Genomic DNA, 18,496 nt, shown 5'->3' with positions numbered 1-18,496 from the left:
GCCCGGTAAGCGCAGAGGTTGAGGAAGTCGCGCCCCTCAAACGCGGACGGAAAACCCCCTTTTCCCTCCCTTTTGAGAGTACGACCATGCCCGTTACCTCCGAGCAGCTTGCTGCAGGCGTTCACTATCAGCGCGAGTCCTACGCCGCTGGCGACCCCATCGATCAGATCAACACCGCACGCCCGACCCTGGCCTGGCTGATTGCCAACAAGGTCGAGAGCGTGTTCGGCAACGGTGTGTTTAACGAGAAGGTGCGAATCGGCAACGATTCCAACTATCAGAACTACACCGGCGATAACCAGGTCACGTACAACCGCCGCGACACGGTGCGCAAGGCGCCGTTCTACCACTACGAGGCGCACGACGGTTTCAGCTTCAACGAAACCGAACTGGCCGACAACGGCATCATCATCACCGACGACCGCAACGCCGTCGTGACCGAGGCCGAGAAGATCCAGATCGTCAACAAGGTCCGCGAGGCGCACGCCGTCCTGAAGGAAGGTATGCAGACCAACATGGGCCTGGAACTACTGCGCGACGGCACGCAGTCCTCGCTCGCCTGCCCCGGCATCGACCTGCTGGTGTCCACCACCCCGACCGCCGGCACCATCGGCGGACTGGCCGCGTCGAACAGCTATTGGCAGAACAACGCCAACCTGGGCATCGTCACCACCACCGCGGGCACCCTGACCTCCGAAATGGAGGAAAGCTGGCGCGCCTGCACGCAGTACGGCGGCATGGTCCCGGACTTCATCGTCTGCGGCTCCGCGTTCTACGACGCCTACCGCGATGACTCGCTGGACAAGATCAACCGCCAGTTGAGCGTCACCGGCAAGTCCGGCGCCAACGTGGACGGTTCGGTGTCCGGCGTGTTCTTCAAGGGCGTGCCGCTGGTGTGGGATCCGCAGTTCGACGCGCTGGACGCGATCCTGGGTGCGATCACCTACCCGTGGGCTAAGCGCTGCTACTTCCTCAACAGCAAGACCCTCAAGCTGCGCCCGTTCAAGGGCCGCTGGATGGTCAACCGCAAGCCCTCGCGCATGTACGACCGTTACACCCACTACTTCGCCACCACGGCGGACTACGGGCTGACGATCAACAAGCGCAACGCCAACGCCGTGCTGTCCATCGCCTGACCCTTCGGGGCGCCCTCCGGGGCGCCCCCTTCCGAGGACCGATCCCATGAAGTCGCAAGCCGTTACCGACACCGCCGTGCAGTTGAACCAGTCCACGGACGTGCATCCGTTCGTGCCGGGCCGCAACGCCGTCGTCCACAACACCACCGCCGGCTCGCTGACCCTGCAGGGCTCCAGCGACGGCACCACGTATTCGACGCTGGCCACCGTGGGCGCGGGCGCCTATGCCAACGTCACCCTGCCCAACTACGTCAAGGTGTCCACCGCCGCGACCCTGTACCTGCTGGCGGGTGCGTGATGAAGCGCCTGACCATCACCATCGAGCGCGCTGCTGGCCTGGTCATCCCGGCCACCTGCTTCGACTTCGAACTGCCGGTGCTGGAAGCGATCCACGGCGACGAGGCCATCACGGTCGAGTCCGACGAGGACGTGGACGACCTGGCTGCGGGCGACGCCTACAACCTGCTGACCAGCCGCTACGGCCGCGAGCCGGTCAAGAGCGTGTACCGCGACACCGCGGCGCTGGCGCGCGTGACCGGCCTGACCGGTGCGGGCGAAGGCGGCAAGGACGCGCAGGCCAGCATCAAGGTCCGCGAGCCCGCCAAGAAGGCCGCCACCAAGAAGTGACCCCTGGGCGGCCCTTCGGGGCCGTCCGCTGTTCGGAGCGTGAACCGTGCCGTGGACCCAATTCGCCTGTGACGATGCGTTCCCCACGGCCACCCTCGCGGCGTTGCGGGCGCACCTGAACCGCCGGCTGGGCTTTGCCGCCATGCCGGTGGCGCTGTCCGGCACCGACGACCTGCTGAACGACTTCCTCGCGCAAGCGCAGGAATTGCTGTACCGCCGTTACGACGTGTTTCGCGGCGCCCGCTGGTTCACGTGGGCGATGCCGGCCGGCGAACGCTTCTACGACCTGACCGCCAACGACGAGCAGACCGCCGCCGTGCCCTGCACCAAGACCCTGGACCCGCGCAAGGTCGAGTGGGTGGGCATTTCGCAGGGCGACCTGAACTGGCGCCCGCTGGTCAACGGCATCGACCCGGTGCAGTACGGCACCGTGGGCGACGCGATCCCGACCCACTACGAAATCCGGCAGGGCATCGAGGTGTGGCCGGCGCCGGCCGATGCGACGTGGAGCCTGCGGGTCAAGGGCGACTTCGGCCTGCTGCCGTTTTCCGCCGACACCGACACCACCACCATCGACGCCGAGGCGGTGTTCCTGCTGGCGCTGGCCAACGCCAAAGCGCACTACGGCCAGCCGGACGCGGGCAACTACGCCGGGCAACTGCAGACGTACCTGGGCGACCTGGTGGCCGGTAGCCACCACACCCGCCGGTACATTCCGGGCAAGGTGGAGCGGCCGGCCGCGGTGCCGCCGAAGATGGTATGAGTCGCCGCGCGGTTGCCCTGAGCGCCACCAAGTCGGGCATGACCCGGCTGCTGGAGAAGGGCGGGGCCAGCCCCGAATCGCTGTGGCTGCTGCGCAACGGCTACGTAAACGCCGCCAAGCGCGCCACCCAGCGCCCCGGCACCGTCGTGGACACCACGCTGCCGGCCGGCACCAAGGGGCTGTGCTACTTCGACGGCAAGTTCCACGTGTTCGCCTCGTCGGTCATCACCATGACCGATGCGGACTACGTGTGCGACGTGCTGGTGCATCCGAGCAACAGCGCCTTGACCCTGGCCGAAATCCACTTTGCCGAACCGTTCCTGCGCGGGCTGTACGTGGCCGCCGAGTTCAGCAACGGCGACGTGTACCACTACTGGCTGGCGCCGGCCGAGACGTGGGAGGCGGACCACGCCTACGTGCCGGGCGACATTGTGATGCCGACCACGCCCAACGGGCTGGCCTACCGTGCCTACCGGCTGGCGCAGCCGGGGCCGACGTGGCAGGCCAATACCGAGTACGCCGTGGGCGACGTGGTGGAGCCGACCACCTTCGCCGGCTACACCTACACCGCGATCCAGGCCGATGGCCTGCCGCCGCGCAGCGGTTCCACCGAACCCGACTGGCCGACCGAGGGCAGCGTGACCGAGGAATCCGACCGGGGCGTGACCGTCGTGGCCACCACCACCGACACCACGACCACCACCCCGCCGAGCAGCACGACCACGCGCTACGGCAGCGGCGTTGACGCCAAGACCGGAGGCACGCAGGCCGTATGACCACGCCCGCCTGGGAACCCGGCACCCTCTACCTGCCCGGCGCGCTGGTCGTGCCGCGCACCGCGCCGCCCGCGCAGCCGGTGGCCATCGTCAACGGCGACCTGGAGGCCGGCGCGAGCGCGTGGAACTTCGGCGGCGACGTGGTGCTGGACACCGGGTTCCGCTTTGAAGGCACCAACAGCCTGCGGGTCAACGGCACGGGTGACGTGACCCTGCTGAACACCACGGAAGGCCCGTGCGCGCAGGGCCGCGTGGTGAATGCGTCCTGCATGTACCACCAGGGCGCCGCGTCGGCCGGCGACAACACCGGGCGCGTGCTGCTGCAATTCCTGGACGCCAGCAGCGTGGTCCTGTCCACGGTGCTGGGCAACGTCATCACCAGCAGCGACGGCGGCTGGAAGAAGTCGAGCGTGGCCGGCACCGCCCCGGCCAACACCGCCAAGGTCAAGATCGGCGCCTTCAGCCACAAGACCGACAGCGCCGAACACCAGTTCGACAAGTTCCAGTGGGACCTGACCGCCAACACCGAGGGCCTGCTATACAAGGCCGTCCAGCCCGAGGCCGGCACCAGCGACGACGCCGAGCCGGCCTGGCCGTCCACCCTGGGCGTGACCGTCGTGGACAACACGGTGACGTGGGAGGCGGTCGCCATTTCCCGCATCGTGTGGGAGCCGCAGGCGGCGATGGTGTCCGGTTCCACCGAACCGTCGTGGCCGACCGGCATGGGCACGCGCGTGGCCGATGGGCAGATCGCGTGGGAGGCCATCCCGCGCCGCATCGAGGACGAGAACTGCCCGCACAGCAAGGTCGTGACCATCGCATCATCCAAGGTCTATGCCGCCGACGACGACGTGGTGCGCTACTGCGCCACGGTCAACCCCTACGACTGGTCCACCGCCAACGACGCCGGCTACCTGCCCTACGGCCTGCAGCAGTACGGCGCCAACCCGATTGCGGCCATGGGCCTGTACCGCTCCAACCTGGTCATCTTCAACGCCCAGGCGTTCCAGATGTGGCAGGTGGACGAGGATCCGGCCAACTCCGCGTTGCTGGATGCCTTGCCCATCGGCTCCACCTGGCACAAGGCGCTGGCGCCGGTCAGCAACGACCTGTTCTTCCTGTCCGCGCAGGGCGTGCGCACGGTGTCGATTGCCGGCGGCTCCACCAACTTGGCGGCGGGTGACGTGGGGATGCCGATTGACCCGCTGGTGCAGGATGCCATCCGCGTGGCCGGCGCCAACAGCACCAAGGCGCTGGCCACCTACTACCCGAGCGCGGGCCAGTACTGGCTGGCGTTCGCCCAGTACCCGGCGCCGACCCTGGCCCTGTCCGGGGACCACCCCGATGGCGAGGTGGGCGTCAATCCCGGCGCCACGCAGTACACCGCCACGGGGGGCGTCCTGCCCTACGGCAATTACAGCCTCGCCAGCGGCAGTCTGCCGCCGGGCCGCACGCTCAACGCCTCCACGGGCGCGGTCACGGGCACCCCGACACTGGGCGGCACCTACACCTGGACCGTGAGTATCACCGACGCCGACGGGACCGTGGCGACGCTGGACGATTCGGCGGCGATTGCCACCCATGCGGTGTTTGTGTCGCAGGCGGTGACCGTGGGCAGCGTGCTGCACTCCGAGGACGCGACCACCTACACCACCAGCGTGGCCACCGGGCTGGCGGCAGGCATCGGCCGCATGTACGCAGCCAATGGCCGGGTGTTCGTGTTCCCCAGCAGCGGCACCACCGGGCGGGTGACTGCCGACCGGGGCGCGACGTGGGCGGACGTGACCGGCTTTTCCAGCCTGGCCCGCAACGGCATGACCTACGCCGAGCACGGCGGCACCGGGCGCTACCTGGTGTTCATGGGCAGCGGCGCCAGCGCCTACAGCAGCACGAACGGCGTGGCCTTCAGCGCAATGGCCGTGGAGGATCGTGGCTATTACGGCGCGGCGGCGAAGGGCTCCATCGTCGTGGCCATGTCCACGCTGGCCAGCCTGATCCGCTCCACCGATGGCGGGCAGACCTTCAGCGCGGCCTTCAGCAACGGCGTGGGCAACGTTGAGTTGTGCCTGGCCACCGAGACCTATTTCTTTGCGGCCGGTGCCAATGGCCTGGTGCTGCGCAGCGCCTTGGGCGAGACGTGGACGAGCGTACTGGCGGTTGGCAACTGGCAAGGGCTGGCCTACGGGCAGGGCCGGCTGATGGTGCTTGGCTCTGCGGGCGAATGCCGCTACTCCGACGACAACGGCGGCACCTGGACGGTCGGCCCGACCATCGCCGGCTTCAGCACGGGCGGCGCGGGCACCCAAAACCTCGCCTATGCGCAGGGCTTGTTCATCGCCGTGGGCAGCACCCAGGAAATCTACACCACGCCCGCGGTCGGTACGCCGGTCTGGACCCAGCGCAAAAACGAAGCCAACCCGCCGACCTATGAGGACGTGGTGGCCGTGAGGTACGTGCCATGAGCACCACCGTGTTCGTCTATACCATGAACCGCGTCGGCGGGGTGGGCGCGTGGTCCATCTACGAGTTCCCGTTCCCCATCGACGCCTTCACCCACCGCAACGGCGACCTGTATATCCGCAGCGGCGACGACGTGCTGCGGGTGGTGCCTGGCTCCCTGGTGGACTACGGCGGCGACGCGCGGGAAGTGTTCTTCGATGCCACGATCCAGTGGCCGTATCTGGACCTGGGCGAGCCGGGCGTACTCAAGCGCATGGTGGGCCTGGACTACGTGGGCGTGGGCGTGCCGACCGTCTCGATTGGCTACAACCAGGCCAGTTCCGCGGCCTTCACCGTGCCGTTCGACATTCCCGCCGACACCGTGCCGGGGCAGATCATCCACCTGCCGCTGATGGCCCCGAGCCTGTCGGTGAAGATCGACTTTGCCGGCGGGCAGGCGTGGGAGTTCTACGCGCTGAACCTGTACCTGGACGATGCGCGCCGCACCGCCTGACGCCTTGATTCCAACTCGCTACCGGGCACGGTGGCGAGCATGAGCCGTTGCCCCTCCAACCTGCGCGCTGTGACGCTGGCCGATCTGGTCATGCTGTGCCGCGACATGCGCCCGGACGAGGTGGAGCAGGTGCAGGCGTTCACCGACATGGAGCCGTTCGACCCGGACGCCTTCGCGGCGATGCTCTACCTGCGCACCGGGCCGCGGTTCACCGTGCAGGACGCCGAGGGCCGGCCCATCGTGGCCGGGGGCTACACGACCACCGACGAGGGGCAGATGGACGCCTGGATGGTGGGCACGATGGACGGCTGGGCGCAGCACTGGCGGGTCATCACCAAGGCGTCGCGCTGGCTGGCGGATGCGCTGCTGGCCACCGGCACCGTGCGCCGGCTGCAGGTGTGGTCCCTCGCCTCGCGGGTGCAGACGGGACAGTGGTACGAGCGGCTGGGCTTCGTCTGCGAGGGCGTGCGCAAGGCGGCCGGACGGCAGGGGCAGGACGTGGCCATGTACGCACGGGTAGGGGGCTGAGATGGGCGACAGCATGGGCAAGGTCGGCCGGGGCAACTGGGCCGACCCCACGGGACTCATCAAAGGCAACAAGTGGCTGGACCCGCTTGGCTTCACCAAGACCAGCAACGCCGAGGACCCGGCGGCGCGGGCCGAGCGGCTGGAGCGCGAGCGCCAGGAGCGCATCAAGCAGACCACGGGCGAAATCAACGCACTGTTCGATGACCCGAGGCGGTCAGCGCAGTACGGGCAACTGTCCAAGGACACCACCGACTTCCTGGTGGGCGACCTGGACCGGCAGAAGGTCGTCGCGGATCGCAACACCAAGTTCGCCATGGCGCGCAGCGGGCAGACGGGCGGCTCCGTGTCGGCCGATGCCAACCGCGAACTGGGCGAGAACTACCTGCGCAGCGTGGTCGAGGCGACCCGCCGCGGCAACGCCGAGGGGGCGCGTTTGCGTGCCAGCGACGAGGACGCCCGCGCCCGGATGATTGCCATGGTGCAGGGCGGGATGGACGCCGGCAATGCGGCGCTGCAGGCCAATTCGCTGCTGCGCTCCAACCTGGACACCGCCGGTTCGGCGGCACGGGCCCAGGGCATGGGCGATGCGTTCGGCCAGTTCACCGACCTGTGGCGCAAGAGTCAAGAGGCTGCGGCGACCCGTCGCGGCGATTTGTATGGCTACCAGGGCGTCTACGGGCGTCCGGGACCGGGAGGCTGATATGGGCTGGTTTGCCGCCGCTGCACCTTACATCATGACCGGCCTGGGCATGGTCGCCCAGCACCAGAACACCGTGCAGACGCAGAAGAAGGCGGACGGCGAACTGGCGCGGCACCTGGCGGCCATCACCCGCCGCAACCAGGAATCCGACGCGCAGGCCAATGCGCTGATCGACAAGCGCACCGGCTCCACGTCCGAGGACGAACGCGCTTCCAGCCTGGCCTCGATGCAGCAGCGCATGGCGCAGCAGCGGCAGATGGCGGCCGGCTCGCTGGATCAGGTGGGCGGGGTCTCGGACGCCTACAAGGAGTCGGCCAACGATGCCGCGCTGGGCATCGGCCAGTACGGCGGCAAGATTGCCGACATGCTCTCGCGCATCGACGCGCCGACCCAGCAGCGCCAGAACGAGGCGCTGGAGAATGTGCGCTTCGGCACGGAAATGAACACCATCGCGCGCCTGGCGCAGTCCGACGACTTCCTGCACAAACTGCGCATGTCGCGCATCCGCCGCAATCCGGGGCTGGATCTGGCCGCGGGCGCGCTGCAGGGCGCGGGCGGGGCAATGGCCGGCGGCGGTGGCTGGGGTGGCGCGTTCGACGCTGGCACGGCGGTGGGCACAGTCAACAACGGCAGCGGCGTTCGCTTCTACACCTAAGAGGGCCGGTCATGGACTTTGTTTCGATGCTCACCGGCCAAAGCGGCATGGGGCAGGCTGGCGCCAAGATCGGCGGCGCGCTGTTCCCGGACACGCAGGGCGCGTTCCAGACCGGCGCGCTGAAAGCGGTCACGCTGCAGGACAAACTGCTGGACGCGCGCAAGAAGCGCGACGAGGAAATCAATCGCGCCGGGGCCAAGGACAAGCTGGTGGCCGCTGGCGTGCCGGTGGCGCAAGCGGACCTCATCAGCACCCTGATGCTGGGCGGCCTGGGCAGCAACTACGCCAACACCATGATGGGCGAGGGTCGCCGGCAGGAACAGGGGTTCCGCCAGTCCGCCGTGGATGCCGCGAAGGCCAGCGGCGACTTCACCGACTACAACGCGCCGCTGCTGGGCCTGGAGAACGGCCCGGTGGAAACGGCCAAGGTGCAGGACGGCAACATCCTGATGGGCATGTTTGGCGACGAGCCGGCGATTTTCCCGACCGAGCAGGGCCGGGCGCGTATCGAGTCCGAGCAGGCACTGGCCGGGCAGCGTCGCGCCAGTGGCGAGGCGGCCCTGATCCGCGCCAACAAGCCGCCTGCTGCGCGCAGTGGCCGTTCCGGCGGCGCCGATGGCGACGTGCTGGCGCAGGCCCGCGAGCGCGTGGCTGCGGGCGCCGACCCCAAGACCGTGGCCGACTACCTGCGCCGCAAGGGCTACCCGACCGTGGCCGACAAGATTTACCGCGCCCCCAAGAAGTAACCGGAGAACAACGTGGCCGATCTGTGGGACGAGTTCGACCAGGCGGCGAAGCCGGTCAAGGCGAAGGGCGGACTGTGGGACGAGTTTGATGCGCCGAGCTTTGCCGGCGTGCAGGGCGGGTTTGCCGGTGGCACCGAGGACTACAACCCGGACGCCATCGAGGCCGCGACCGCGGCGGCGGTGGCCGCCAATCCGTTGCCGACCGCAACCGCCCCGGCGGCCGAGCCGATCCGCGGCGACTTCTTCAGCGCCATCACCGCGCCGCTGCGCGCCAACCCGCTGGCCGCCGTGCGCGGACTGGTGGACCGCGGCGCCGACTTCGTGCGCGGCATTGCCGATGCCGACCTGTTCGACTCCATCCAGCGCGGCACCGTGGACATGGCCGCCAGCGGCATCAAGGCCGGCGGCGACTTCATCGACCGCACCGTGCAGCAGTCCAACCCGCTGCTGGCGTTGGGCGAGCGGGCCGGCGCCGACGTGTCTGCGCTGCGCGATCCGCTGGGCGTGCGCGCCGCATCCGACACTGCCGCCGCGGTCAATGCCGAACTGACCGCCGACCGCAACGCGGTCATGGCGGGGCTGGAGCGCCCGAGCCTGACCGACTTCATCACCGACCCGGCGAGCGCGACCCGCGGGCTGGGCGCACGCCTGGCCACGCAGGGCACCGAGAGCGTGCCTGCGTTCGCGCTGGCGCTGGCCAGTCGCAACCCGGAGTTGGGCGCCAGCCTGCTGGGCGGCGTGACCGGCCTGCAGGACTACACCGACCTGACCGGGCAGGGCGTGGACCCGCGCACCGCCATCGAATCGGCCGCGCTGTCGGCCGCCGTGGAAGCGGCCGGCGAGGGCTTCTCGTTGCCGCGCGTCATGGCCAAGGGGCCGTTCGGCGGGCTGCTGGACGCGACGCTGGTGGAGGGCGGGCAGGAATTGCCGGTGTCCATCGCGCAGACCAACATTCAGGATCAGGCCACCGGTCAGTCCACGCCGATTGTCGAACAACTGCTGCAGGGCTTGGAGGCCGCGGCCAGCGGCGCCGGCATGGGCCTGGGCGGCTATGCCGTCAGCAACGTGCCGGGCTGGGTGGCGGGACGCGAGCCTGCGCCGAGCAACGAAGTCGCGCCCACGCCCGCGGACATTGTGCAGGCCATGGCCAATGCCGCGCCGCAACCCGCCCCGGCTCCGCAGCCGGCACCGCAACCGGCACGCGCCGCGCAACCCGCGCCCGCCGCACCGGTCCCGCTGGACACCCAGGACGACGCCGACCTGGAAGCCGCGCTGGTCCGCAACCTGCTGGGCGACGACATTGCCGCCGCCCTCGACCTATCGCCTGCCACGCCGCCGGCCCCGTCACAGACGGCGGATGCGGCCCCCTCAGCCCCCGGTGGCGTGGCGGCGACCCCCAACCTGACCGACTGGATCGGTGGTCAGAACATGCAGCGCGCCCCGGTGGCGCCGCAGCAGGCCGCACAGGTCAACGTGCAGCCGTACCAGCCGCAAGTTTCCCCGCAGCCGGGCACAGCGCCCACTCCCGTATCAGCGGACCCGGCTGCACCTTCTTCCGAGCCGATCACCGAGCGGTGGACCCCGCGCGGAGAGAACCAGACGCGCGTCAACGTCAGCCCCGCCGGCACCGCAGACGGCACGGACGGCGGTATTTCCTACGAGGTTCGCCGCGACAACGAGGATCGCAACGTTCTGCAAATGTGGCTCACGCGCGACGGCAAGCTGACCACGCGGCAGAAGGCGCTGAGCGCCGAAGGCGAACACGTTAATCTGTGGACTGACGGCACACCCCAGCAGCGGGGCGCAGTGTTGTCCCTATTGCGCCGTCGCGGGGAAACCGCCATTGGTAGCCCGGAGCGCGCTGCAATCGACCGCCAAATCGCGGAGATTGTGACCGGCGGCGCGCAGTCAACTTCCGAGCCGCGGGCGCCCATCCTGGGCGAGCCGCCCACCCCGACCCCGGCAGACGCCTGGCAGGCGCCGGCCGCGCAGTCGGCTCCTGTCGCGGCCGGCGCCGACCTTGCGGGCAAGCTCTACCAGTCCGGCAGCAAGTCGGCCAAGCGCGGCGTGCAGGCGTACCCGTTGCCCAAGGGCGGGTGGATGGTCCGGCAAAAGACCGCCGGCCAGTGGCAGGCGTGGACCAAGCGTAAGGACTTCAGCCCGTCGCCGGACCTGGGCTTCCGCGAAATCCAGACCGACTCGGGGTTCGTGCGCATCAACGGCACGCGCTACCCGACCGGCAAGAGCGACCCGCGCGCCAAGCGTGAAACGCAGTACAACCCGCTGCTGGACCTGATCGTGGGCGCGGGCGGCCTGAGCCGCGAGGACGCGGCGCGCATGGGCGTGGACCCGCAGGAAATCAAGACCGCGCGCAAGGGCATCCGCCCGCTGTACGGCAAGAACGGCGCCTCGCTGGATTCGCTGCGGGAACTGATGATCGAACAGGGCTATTTCCCGCCCGAGGACCCGAACGAGCCGAGCCAGATCGGCCCGAACGAGGTGTGGGAGCAGGTCTCCCGCGCGCTGGCCGGTGAGCCGGTGGGGCCGCTGGGCGACCCGCGCATGGACGAGATTCGGATGCAGCAGCAGGCGATGCGCGACGAGTCGCCGGACGCGCTGGACACCCCGGACCCCGACGAGGAACTGGCACAGTGGTACGATGCGGTGGAAGCCGAGTCGGGCGAGGCCATCGAGCCGGGCGACGAAGCCGAGGCACTGACGCTGTGGGACTTGTCCGTGCGCGCCATGCAGTCCGGCGTGGACGTGACCCAAGACCTGGGCGAATCCGACGCCGACTTTGCCCGCCGCGCGTGGGCCGCGATCAACGAGGCAGACCATGGCACTGAGCGACAAGCAGAAGGCAACGATCCTGCGACAAGCAGCGCAAGCCGTGAAGGCGGGAACCGCCAAGCCGTGGCTGAACCGCAAGGCTTCAGCCTCCAAGCCGACGCCGCCCCCGTCCAAGCCGAAGGTGCTGGGCGACCGGTAAGCGCGGGCCTGTTCGGCGCCCCCACGGCGCGGGACTTCCTCGACGCACGGACCCGCGAGCGCGACGACGCGCGCAACGGGCGCAGCGGCACCGGCCGCGCCGACATGCTGGCCGGCGATGGCGAGTTGTTCGCCGGCAACCGTCCGGCGCAGGCGCGGGTGGATGAGGCGCAGAGCCGCACCGAGCGCATCACCATGCGCCGTGCAGAGTCGCGCGGCGGCGATACCGAGGTGGACGCCATTCGCGTTGGCGACACGCTCACCATCAAGAACGGAATCGGCTATTCCACCGTCCGCCAGAACGAGGACGGCACCTATACGGTCAGCAGTGGCGCAGAATTGGCCGCCACCCCGGAAGAAGCCGTCGAACGCGCCCAGCGCGCTGCCGAGAGGTCGCGCCGCGTCGCCCAGGAGCGGGACGCGGCTAACAACGGCACCCGCCTGGACAAAGTGCTGTACGCACTGAACGACCACCCCGAGAAGGCGGTGGGGATGCTGTCCGATGACGAGGTGCTGGCCGTCGCCAAGGCCATCGGCCGCAAGCGCGGCAAGAATCAGAGCGTGCTGGCGCTGCGCGAACGCATCAGCGAGGGCGCGCGAGCCGAGACCATCGCCAAACTGCGCCCGGCGATTCAATCCGTGCTGGCCAACGACTCCCAGGCGACGGCCGCCGACAGCGTAAAGGCGCAGCCGACCAGCCAGAAGCCGCGCCGCACGTTCAGCCTTAACGACGGAAAGCCGGCATATCTGGATGCCGCGCAAGAGCTTGTGCGCCGTGAACTCTCGGGCGAAATCACCCGCGAACAAGTCGCGCAAGGGTTTGCCGACTTGGACATGGATCAGGGTGCCGTTTCGTCTGTCACCAACGCCCTCGACTGGTACGCGCGTGATGATGCTCGCGTCCAACAGCTTCGCGCCGCGCGAAATGGAAGCCAGCCGACCAGTGACGGGCTGGACCAGTTTGCCGGCGAGAATGCCGCGACCGCCGACCAGTACACGCTCGCCCGTGCCCGCGACCTGATTGCGAAGGGCCGCGATCCCGACAGCGTGCGCCGCGAAACCGGCTGGTTCACCGGCCACGACGGGCGCTGGCGCTATGAAATCAGCGACGAGGATGCCGCCCTTGATCTGAACGGCAACCTGTACCTCAAGGACGCGGAGCCGGAAACCAACGCGGCGGGGATGTACGTCGTTTACCGCTTGGCCGATCTGCTGCGCCACCCCAAGCTGTTCGCGGCATACCCGCAGTTTGCCGACATGGACGTGACCCTCAAGTCCTACGGCAAGGACGGCGGATACGGGGGATTCTACCGCCCCGGCAATCCCGGCTCGATTGTCCTCAATGGGGCGATTGCGAAGCGTCCGGTGTTTGAGGCGAGCGATGGCCCCTACGGCGTGTCGCAGGAAGATGCCGACAAGCTCAATGCTGGCGAGGCTGCGCTGGGCGAGGTTCGCGTGGTTTCGCCGGATACCGTGCTGTCGGTGCTGCTGCACGAAATCCAGCACGCCATCCAGCAGGTCGAGGGCTTCGCGCAGGGCGGAAGCACCGATAACGCCTTCGTGGACTCGATCCGCGCCCGCCTGAACTTCGTCACCACCGAAGCCCGCGAGAAGCTGGCGGGCTGGGTCCACGGCAACGAAGCCGCCATCATCGACGCGGCCAAGGCCGCCGAGAAGTACCGCCACGCCCTGATGTGGGAGTCCGCGCAGCGGTTGCTGGACTACTCCGAGCGCGATGCCCCGTCCGGCGTGTTCCGACTGATCCGCAACGAAACGCAGTGGGTGTACGAGCCGGAGTTGCGCAACAACGAGGGCGTGCGCGACTTCCAATACCTGTTCTACGGCATCCCCAAGCGTGGGCCGAAGCGCAACGCGGCCATCCGCGACATTGCCCACGAAGGCGCCCGCCTGATCCTGGCGGCGATCCCGGCGGACGTGCGCGCCGAGTTCAAGGCCGACACCCGCAAGGTGCGGTCGATGATCGACGCGCTCGCCCGCCAGCGGCGCAAGGCCGACAAGGCGCTGGACGAGAAGCGGGCGATTGAACGCGAGGTGTCCGCACTGTCCGAAGTGCAGGAGGGCCACAAGTATTCGACCGCCTATGACATTTACCGGCACCTGGCCGGTGAGGTGGAGGCGCGCAACACCCAGGCCCGCCAAGGGCTGACCGACGAGCAGCGCCGCAATACCGCGCCGAGCCAAACGCAGGACGTGGACACCAGCAAGGTCATCGTGGTGTACGGCGGCATGGAAGTGCGTGCCCCGCAGCGCATGGCGCAGTTGGACCAAGACGTGTCCGACGTTGACCCTGCCAGCCTGACCGATGCCGAGCGCGTCGCGTTCGGGCTGGATGACCGCACCGCCGCGCTGCGTTCGGCGGTGAACGCGGCGCTGGGCGAGGTCGCATCGCAGGTGCAATACCTGCGGTCGTGGCGCGACCTGCCGCAAGGCCGGCTGCGCAACGGCGTGGAATCGCGGCTGAAGCAGCGCGGCGGCGAGGGGCAGACGGCGGCGCTGTTCGACCCCAAGACCGGCGACGTGTACCTGTTCACCGACGCCAACCCGAGCCCGGAGCGGGCGGTGTTCAACGTCCTGCACGAAATCGCCGGCCACAAGGGGCTGCGCGCGTTGCTGGGCAAGGACTTGGACAAGGCGCTGGACCTGGCGGCGCAGAACCCGACCGTGCTGGCCGTGGCCGAGGCCATCGCACTGGAGCGCGGCATTGATGCGTCCACCGATGCCGGGCAACGGCTGGCGGTGGAGGAAGCGCTGGCCGAATTGGCGGCGGCGGTGCGCACCGGCAACTATGACCTGATCCTGGACCGCTACGGCGTCACCGTGCCGCAGGGCATCCGCGAGCGGGTGGCGGCGGCCGTGGCCAACTTCCTGCGCCGGCTCAAGGCGCTGCTGGACGGCAAGTTCGGGCAGACCTTCAGCGACGCGGACGTGCGCGCCCTGCTGGAAAATGCGTGGCAGGCGGCGTCTGAGACAGACTCCTTGAAGTCTAGTCGTGATGCTGACCTAATGAGCCCCGAGGCCAACGGCCGCACAGCGCCCTCTGTCCCGACGACTGCCACTCCTTTGGATGCGTCGCGTGAAGAAATCGGGTTTGGGCACACACCAGCTTTCCGCAGGTGGTTCGGTCGGAGCGTGGTCACAGATGCTACCGGCAGGCCGCTTGTGGTTTACCACGGGTCCAATCGCGCTTTTGACATGTTCGATATGTCGAAGGCCAATGATGGCGCCCACTTCTTTACGCCAAACGAGTCTCATGCTGGGCACTTCGGGCCGAGCCGGGCCTTTTACGTCCGCATCGAGAATCCGCTGGAAATCACGCAGGACGACCTGGAATCCGCGTGGGATGCCGAGCACCCAGACGGCGAACAGGACGACCGCAACCTGCTGCCGCGCGACTTCGTTATCGACTTCGTGGAGAAGGCCAAGGCCGCGGGGCATGACGGCCTGATTGTCCGCGGCATGGCGGACCTCGATTTGGAGAGTGACGTTTACCTACCTTTCCGCCCCGAGCAGATCAAATCCGCCACGGCCAACCGCGGCACCTTCGACCCGGACAGCCCGAGCATCCTGGAGTCGGTGGCCGAGGCCGAGGGCCGCGCCGAGCAGCGCCGCAACCAGGCGGCCGGCGAACTGCCGGTGTCGCGTGGCACGCCGGGCTGGCACTACGACGAGAGCCGCTGGGAGGGCCGGGCCGGCGCCGCCAAGCGCGCCCGCATGGAATTGCAGGACAAGATGCTGGCCTGGCGCGACGTGCAGAACCAGGTCGAGGGCCAGATTGGGCAGGCCATCCCCGACGCGCAGAACGTGTACCGGGCGGAAACCCTGATGCACGGCCGCGTGGCCGAGCGGCTGGACCGCATCGAGCGCGACGAAGTGAAGCCGCTGCTGGAGGCGATGAAGGCGGCCAAGGTCTCGCCGGAGACGCTGGAGGAATACCTGTACGCGCGCCACGCCAAGGAGCGCAACGCCAAGATCGCAGCGATCAACCCGGCGATGCCCGAGGGCGGTTCTGGCATGACCGACGCCGAGGCCGACGCGATCCTCGCCAACGCCGACCGGGCGCGGCTGGACCCGCTGGCCGCACGGGTGGACGCAATCACCCGCGCCAACCGCCGCCGCCTGCTGGGGGCGGGGCTGATTACGCAGGAAGCCCACGATGCGATGGCGGCGCAGTACCAGCACTACGTCCCGCTGCGCGGCAAGCCGGACACGACCGACCTGGGCGGCACCGCCGGACGTGGCATCGACACCCGCCGCCAGCCGGTGAAGCAGGCGTTGGGCCGCCGCAGTCGCGCAGCCAACATCCTGGGCGAAGTGATTGGCGACGCGCAGCGCGGCGTGATTCTGGCCGAGAAGGCGCGGGTGGGCAAGGCCGTGATGCGCCTGGTGCTGGCCAACCCGAACCCCGACCTGTGGACGGTGGAGCCGGTGCAGACCGAGCGCGCCCTGGACGCCAACGGCGAGGTGTACGAGCGCGTGGTGAACGACTGGTCCGATCCGTCCGTGGTGGCGGTGCGCGTGGCCGGCAATCTCTACAAGGTGCAAATCCAGCAGCCGCAACTGGCGCAGGCGTTGAACAACGTGGGCGTGGACCAGTTGGGCGCCGTGACCCGTGCTGCGGGCGCGATCAACCGCTACTTCTCCGCGGTGCTGACCAAGTACAACCCGGCGTTCGTGCCGGTGAACGCGACCCGTGACGCGCTGTTCGGCCTGACCGGGCTGGCGGTGGAGAAGGGCGAGGCGGTGGCGCTGGATGCGGCGCTGCACTACCCGCAGGCGATCCTGGCGGCTGGCAAGCACGCGGCCGGCGTGTCCGGCACGGGCCAATGGGACCAGTGGGCGCGCGAGTTTGCCGAGGCCGGCGGCAAAACCGGTTACGTGGCCATGCCCTCGGTGGAGGACCTGCAGCGGCAGGTCGCCAATGTCGCCGTGGGTGGATCGAAGGCGCGGCTGGTGGGTGCGGTGCGTCCGCTGGTGGACACCATCGGCGTGATGAACGACGCGGTGGAAAACGCGCTGCGCCTGTCGGCCTACGTGAGCCTGCGCAAGCGCGGCGAGTCGGCGGAAGCGGCGGCCGAGTACGCCAAGAACCTGACGGTGAACTTCAACCGCAAGGGCTTCAGCGGCTCCAAGCTCAACGCCTGGTTCCTGTTCTACAACGCGGCACTGCAGGGCGCGCACCGCACGTCCAAGCTGCTGCGCAACCCCAAGACCTACGCCTACCTAGGCGCGCTGGCCGGGGCGCAGGTCATCGCGGCCATGTTCGCCATGGGGCTGGAGGACGACGAGGGCGAACCGCTGTGGAACAAGGTGCCCGACCACGTGAAGCGGCGCAACCTGGTCATCGTCCACCCGTCCGGCACCATCGTGACGGTGCCGATGCCCTACGGCTTCAACCTGTTCACCTACATGTCCGGGCGCAGCGTGGACGCGCTGATGAGCAAGGAACGCAAGGCCAGCAATTCGGCCGCGGCCATGACCGCCGACCTGTTGAGTGCGGCCAGCGAGTCCTTCGTGCCGGTGCCGATTGGCGACGGCGCGCTGGGCTTCCTGCCCACGGTGCTGCGCATCCCGACCAATATCCAGACCAACCGCAACGACTTCGGCCGCGCGATCCGCAGCGAGCAGCCGTATGCCAAGAGCGACGTGCCGCGCGCCAGCATGGGCCGGCCCGACACGCTGGAGGTGTTCAAGCTCACGGCCACCGGCCTGAACCGGCTGGGCGGGGGCGATGCGTTCACCCCGCCGCCGCTGACCTGGTTCGACTTCGCGCCCGAGGACTTGGAGTACCTGGTGGGCGAATTGACCGGCGGCACCGGCAAGTTCGTGGTGGACGTGGCCACGGTGGGGCAGCAGGCCACGGGCGGCAAGATGACGCCGGACCTGGAGGCCAAGGACATTCCCATCACCAAGCGCTTCGTCACCAACATTGACGAGCAGGCCAGCCAGCGCGCCCGCTTCTATGAGCGACGCGAGTCCATCGACCGCGGCCTGAAGCGCGTGCGTAACGCCTACCGCACCCAGGGGGCGGATGCGGCCGAGAAGCTGCTGGCCTCGATGCCGGAACTGTCCGGGGCGAGCTTCAAGCGCCGCAAGCGCGACAGCGACAACGGGGAGGCGGGCAGCATCATCGAAGTGGACGGCGCCCCGCAGATCATCCCCAGCGGCGACGACACGGTGTTTGGCGCCTACAAGGCCGCCGAGAAGGCCATGACCGGCACGCGCGAGAGCATCGAGGATGCGTTCACGCTGGCGCCGGCCAGTCTCCTGCCGACTGCGCAAACCCGCCAGCGCGATGCCAGCATCCGCACGCAGCAGACCCAGGACCAGTATTGGCAGAGCCGGTTCAACGCGCTGTGGGTCCGCGACGTGGTGGGCGCGGCCGAGAAGAAAGACTAGCGGCGCAGGCGCGCGAGGAAATAGACCGGGGCGGCCAGTACGAGCGCCCCGATGATCCAGCCGGCGGCCAGCCCGAACAGGGCGGCGAGGACGATCCCGACGAGCAGGGCGGTAGCGCCCAGGATGGCGTTCATCCCCCGAGCATACACCCATCCTTGACCCTAATTCCCCGCCCCGTACAAGGAGCGCATACACGACAGGGGAATG

13 protein-coding genes are annotated in these 18,496 nt (G+C 68.8%); 12 read left to right on the top strand and 1 reads right to left on the bottom strand.

Annotation, left to right across the window (positions count from 1 at the left end):
* Window positions 1-86: 86 nt before the first annotated feature.
* The 12 genes from ACYVBS_RS02335 to ACYVBS_RS02280 are packed head-to-tail and all read left to right on the top strand — an operon-like array spanning window position 87 to window position 18,289.
* Window positions 87-1,136, top strand: a complete 1,050-nt coding sequence (locus ACYVBS_RS02335) for a phage major capsid protein (protein WP_460821500.1) — start codon at window positions 87-89, stop codon at window positions 1,134-1,136.
* 46 nt (window positions 1,137-1,182) lie between these two features.
* Window positions 1,183-1,434 carry a hypothetical protein gene (locus tag ACYVBS_RS02330; protein WP_460821498.1) on the top strand — a complete coding sequence of 84 codons (252 nt, stop codon included), beginning with the start codon at window positions 1,183-1,185 and terminating at the stop codon, window positions 1,432-1,434.
* Window positions 1,434-1,763 (top strand): hypothetical protein, encoded by a 330-nt coding sequence (locus ACYVBS_RS02325; protein ID WP_460821497.1) that lies wholly within the window; start codon window positions 1,434-1,436, stop codon window positions 1,761-1,763. The genes ACYVBS_RS02330 and ACYVBS_RS02325 overlap by 1 nt, the downstream gene beginning before the upstream one ends.
* 46 nt (window positions 1,764-1,809) lie before the next feature.
* Window positions 1,810-2,526 carry a phage adaptor protein gene (locus tag ACYVBS_RS02320; RefSeq protein WP_460821496.1) on the top strand — a complete coding sequence of 239 codons (717 nt, stop codon included), beginning with the start codon at window positions 1,810-1,812 and terminating at the stop codon, window positions 2,524-2,526.
* Window positions 2,523-3,302 (top strand): hypothetical protein, encoded by a 780-nt coding sequence (locus tag ACYVBS_RS02315; RefSeq protein WP_460821495.1) that lies wholly within the window; start codon window positions 2,523-2,525, stop codon window positions 3,300-3,302. The genes ACYVBS_RS02320 and ACYVBS_RS02315 overlap by 4 nt, the downstream gene beginning before the upstream one ends.
* Entirely contained in the window at window positions 3,299-5,764 is a 2,466-nt protein-coding gene (locus ACYVBS_RS02310) for a putative Ig domain-containing protein (protein WP_460821494.1), read from the top strand. Before ACYVBS_RS02315 ends, ACYVBS_RS02310 begins: the two co-directional genes overlap by 4 nt.
* Entirely contained in the window at window positions 5,761-6,255 is a 495-nt protein-coding gene (locus ACYVBS_RS02305; RefSeq protein WP_460821493.1) for a hypothetical protein, read from the top strand. Before ACYVBS_RS02310 ends, ACYVBS_RS02305 begins: the two co-directional genes overlap by 4 nt.
* Before the next feature lie 39 nt (window positions 6,256-6,294).
* On the top strand, window positions 6,295-6,783 hold the full coding sequence (locus tag ACYVBS_RS02300; RefSeq protein WP_460821492.1) for a hypothetical protein: 489 nt from the start codon (window positions 6,295-6,297) through the stop codon (window positions 6,781-6,783).
* Window position 6,784: 1 nt separating this feature from the next.
* On the top strand, window positions 6,785-7,483 hold the full coding sequence (locus ACYVBS_RS02295) for a hypothetical protein (RefSeq protein ID WP_460821491.1): 699 nt from the start codon (window positions 6,785-6,787) through the stop codon (window positions 7,481-7,483).
* Window position 7,484: 1 nt separating this feature from the next.
* A complete protein-coding gene (locus ACYVBS_RS02290; protein ID WP_460821490.1) occupies window positions 7,485-8,138 on the top strand; it encodes a hypothetical protein in 654 nt (217 codons plus the stop codon).
* An 11-nt stretch (window positions 8,139-8,149) separates the two neighbouring features.
* Window positions 8,150-8,884, top strand: a complete 735-nt coding sequence (locus ACYVBS_RS02285; protein WP_460821489.1) for a hypothetical protein — start codon at window positions 8,150-8,152, stop codon at window positions 8,882-8,884.
* A 12-nt stretch (window positions 8,885-8,896) separates the two neighbouring features.
* The gene (locus tag ACYVBS_RS02280) at window positions 8,897-18,289 is read left to right on the top strand and encodes an LPD38 domain-containing protein (protein WP_460821488.1); all 9,393 of its coding nucleotides are present in this window, start codon (window positions 8,897-8,899) and stop codon (window positions 18,287-18,289) included.
* Here ACYVBS_RS02280 and ACYVBS_RS02275 read toward each other — a convergent pair.
* Window positions 18,286-18,423: a hypothetical protein gene (locus ACYVBS_RS02275; RefSeq protein ID WP_460821487.1), complete on the bottom strand. Its 138-nt coding sequence runs from the start codon at window positions 18,421-18,423 to the stop codon at window positions 18,286-18,288. The genes ACYVBS_RS02280 and ACYVBS_RS02275 overlap by 4 nt on opposite strands.
* Window positions 18,424-18,496: the final 73 nt, after the last annotated feature.

It is taken from the genome of Lysobacter olei (assembly GCF_054777355.1).
The sequence above is the reverse complement of the archived record's forward strand: the minus strand, read 5'-3'. Positions and strand labels throughout refer to the sequence as shown.

Coding starts and splice junctions, on each gene's coding strand:
- ACYVBS_RS02295 (WP_460821491.1), top strand. CDS start 6,785: ATGGGCGACAGCATGGGCAAGGTCGGCCGGGGCAACTGGGCCGACCCC.
- ACYVBS_RS02305 (WP_460821493.1), top strand. CDS start 5,761: ATGAGCACCACCGTGTTCGTCTATACCATGAACCGCGTCGGCGGGGTG.
- ACYVBS_RS02300 (WP_460821492.1), top strand. CDS start 6,295: ATGAGCCGTTGCCCCTCCAACCTGCGCGCTGTGACGCTGGCCGATCTG.
- ACYVBS_RS02325 (WP_460821497.1), top strand. CDS start 1,434: ATGAAGCGCCTGACCATCACCATCGAGCGCGCTGCTGGCCTGGTCATC.
- ACYVBS_RS02330 (WP_460821498.1), top strand. CDS start 1,183: ATGAAGTCGCAAGCCGTTACCGACACCGCCGTGCAGTTGAACCAGTCC.
- ACYVBS_RS02290 (WP_460821490.1), top strand. CDS start 7,485: ATGGGCTGGTTTGCCGCCGCTGCACCTTACATCATGACCGGCCTGGGC.
- ACYVBS_RS02275 (WP_460821487.1), bottom strand. CDS start 18,423: ATGAACGCCATCCTGGGCGCTACCGCCCTGCTCGTCGGGATCGTCCTC.
- ACYVBS_RS02310 (WP_460821494.1), top strand. CDS start 3,299: ATGACCACGCCCGCCTGGGAACCCGGCACCCTCTACCTGCCCGGCGCG.
- ACYVBS_RS02315 (WP_460821495.1), top strand. CDS start 2,523: ATGAGTCGCCGCGCGGTTGCCCTGAGCGCCACCAAGTCGGGCATGACC.
- ACYVBS_RS02335 (WP_460821500.1), top strand. CDS start 87: ATGCCCGTTACCTCCGAGCAGCTTGCTGCAGGCGTTCACTATCAGCGC.
- ACYVBS_RS02285 (WP_460821489.1), top strand. CDS start 8,150: ATGGACTTTGTTTCGATGCTCACCGGCCAAAGCGGCATGGGGCAGGCT.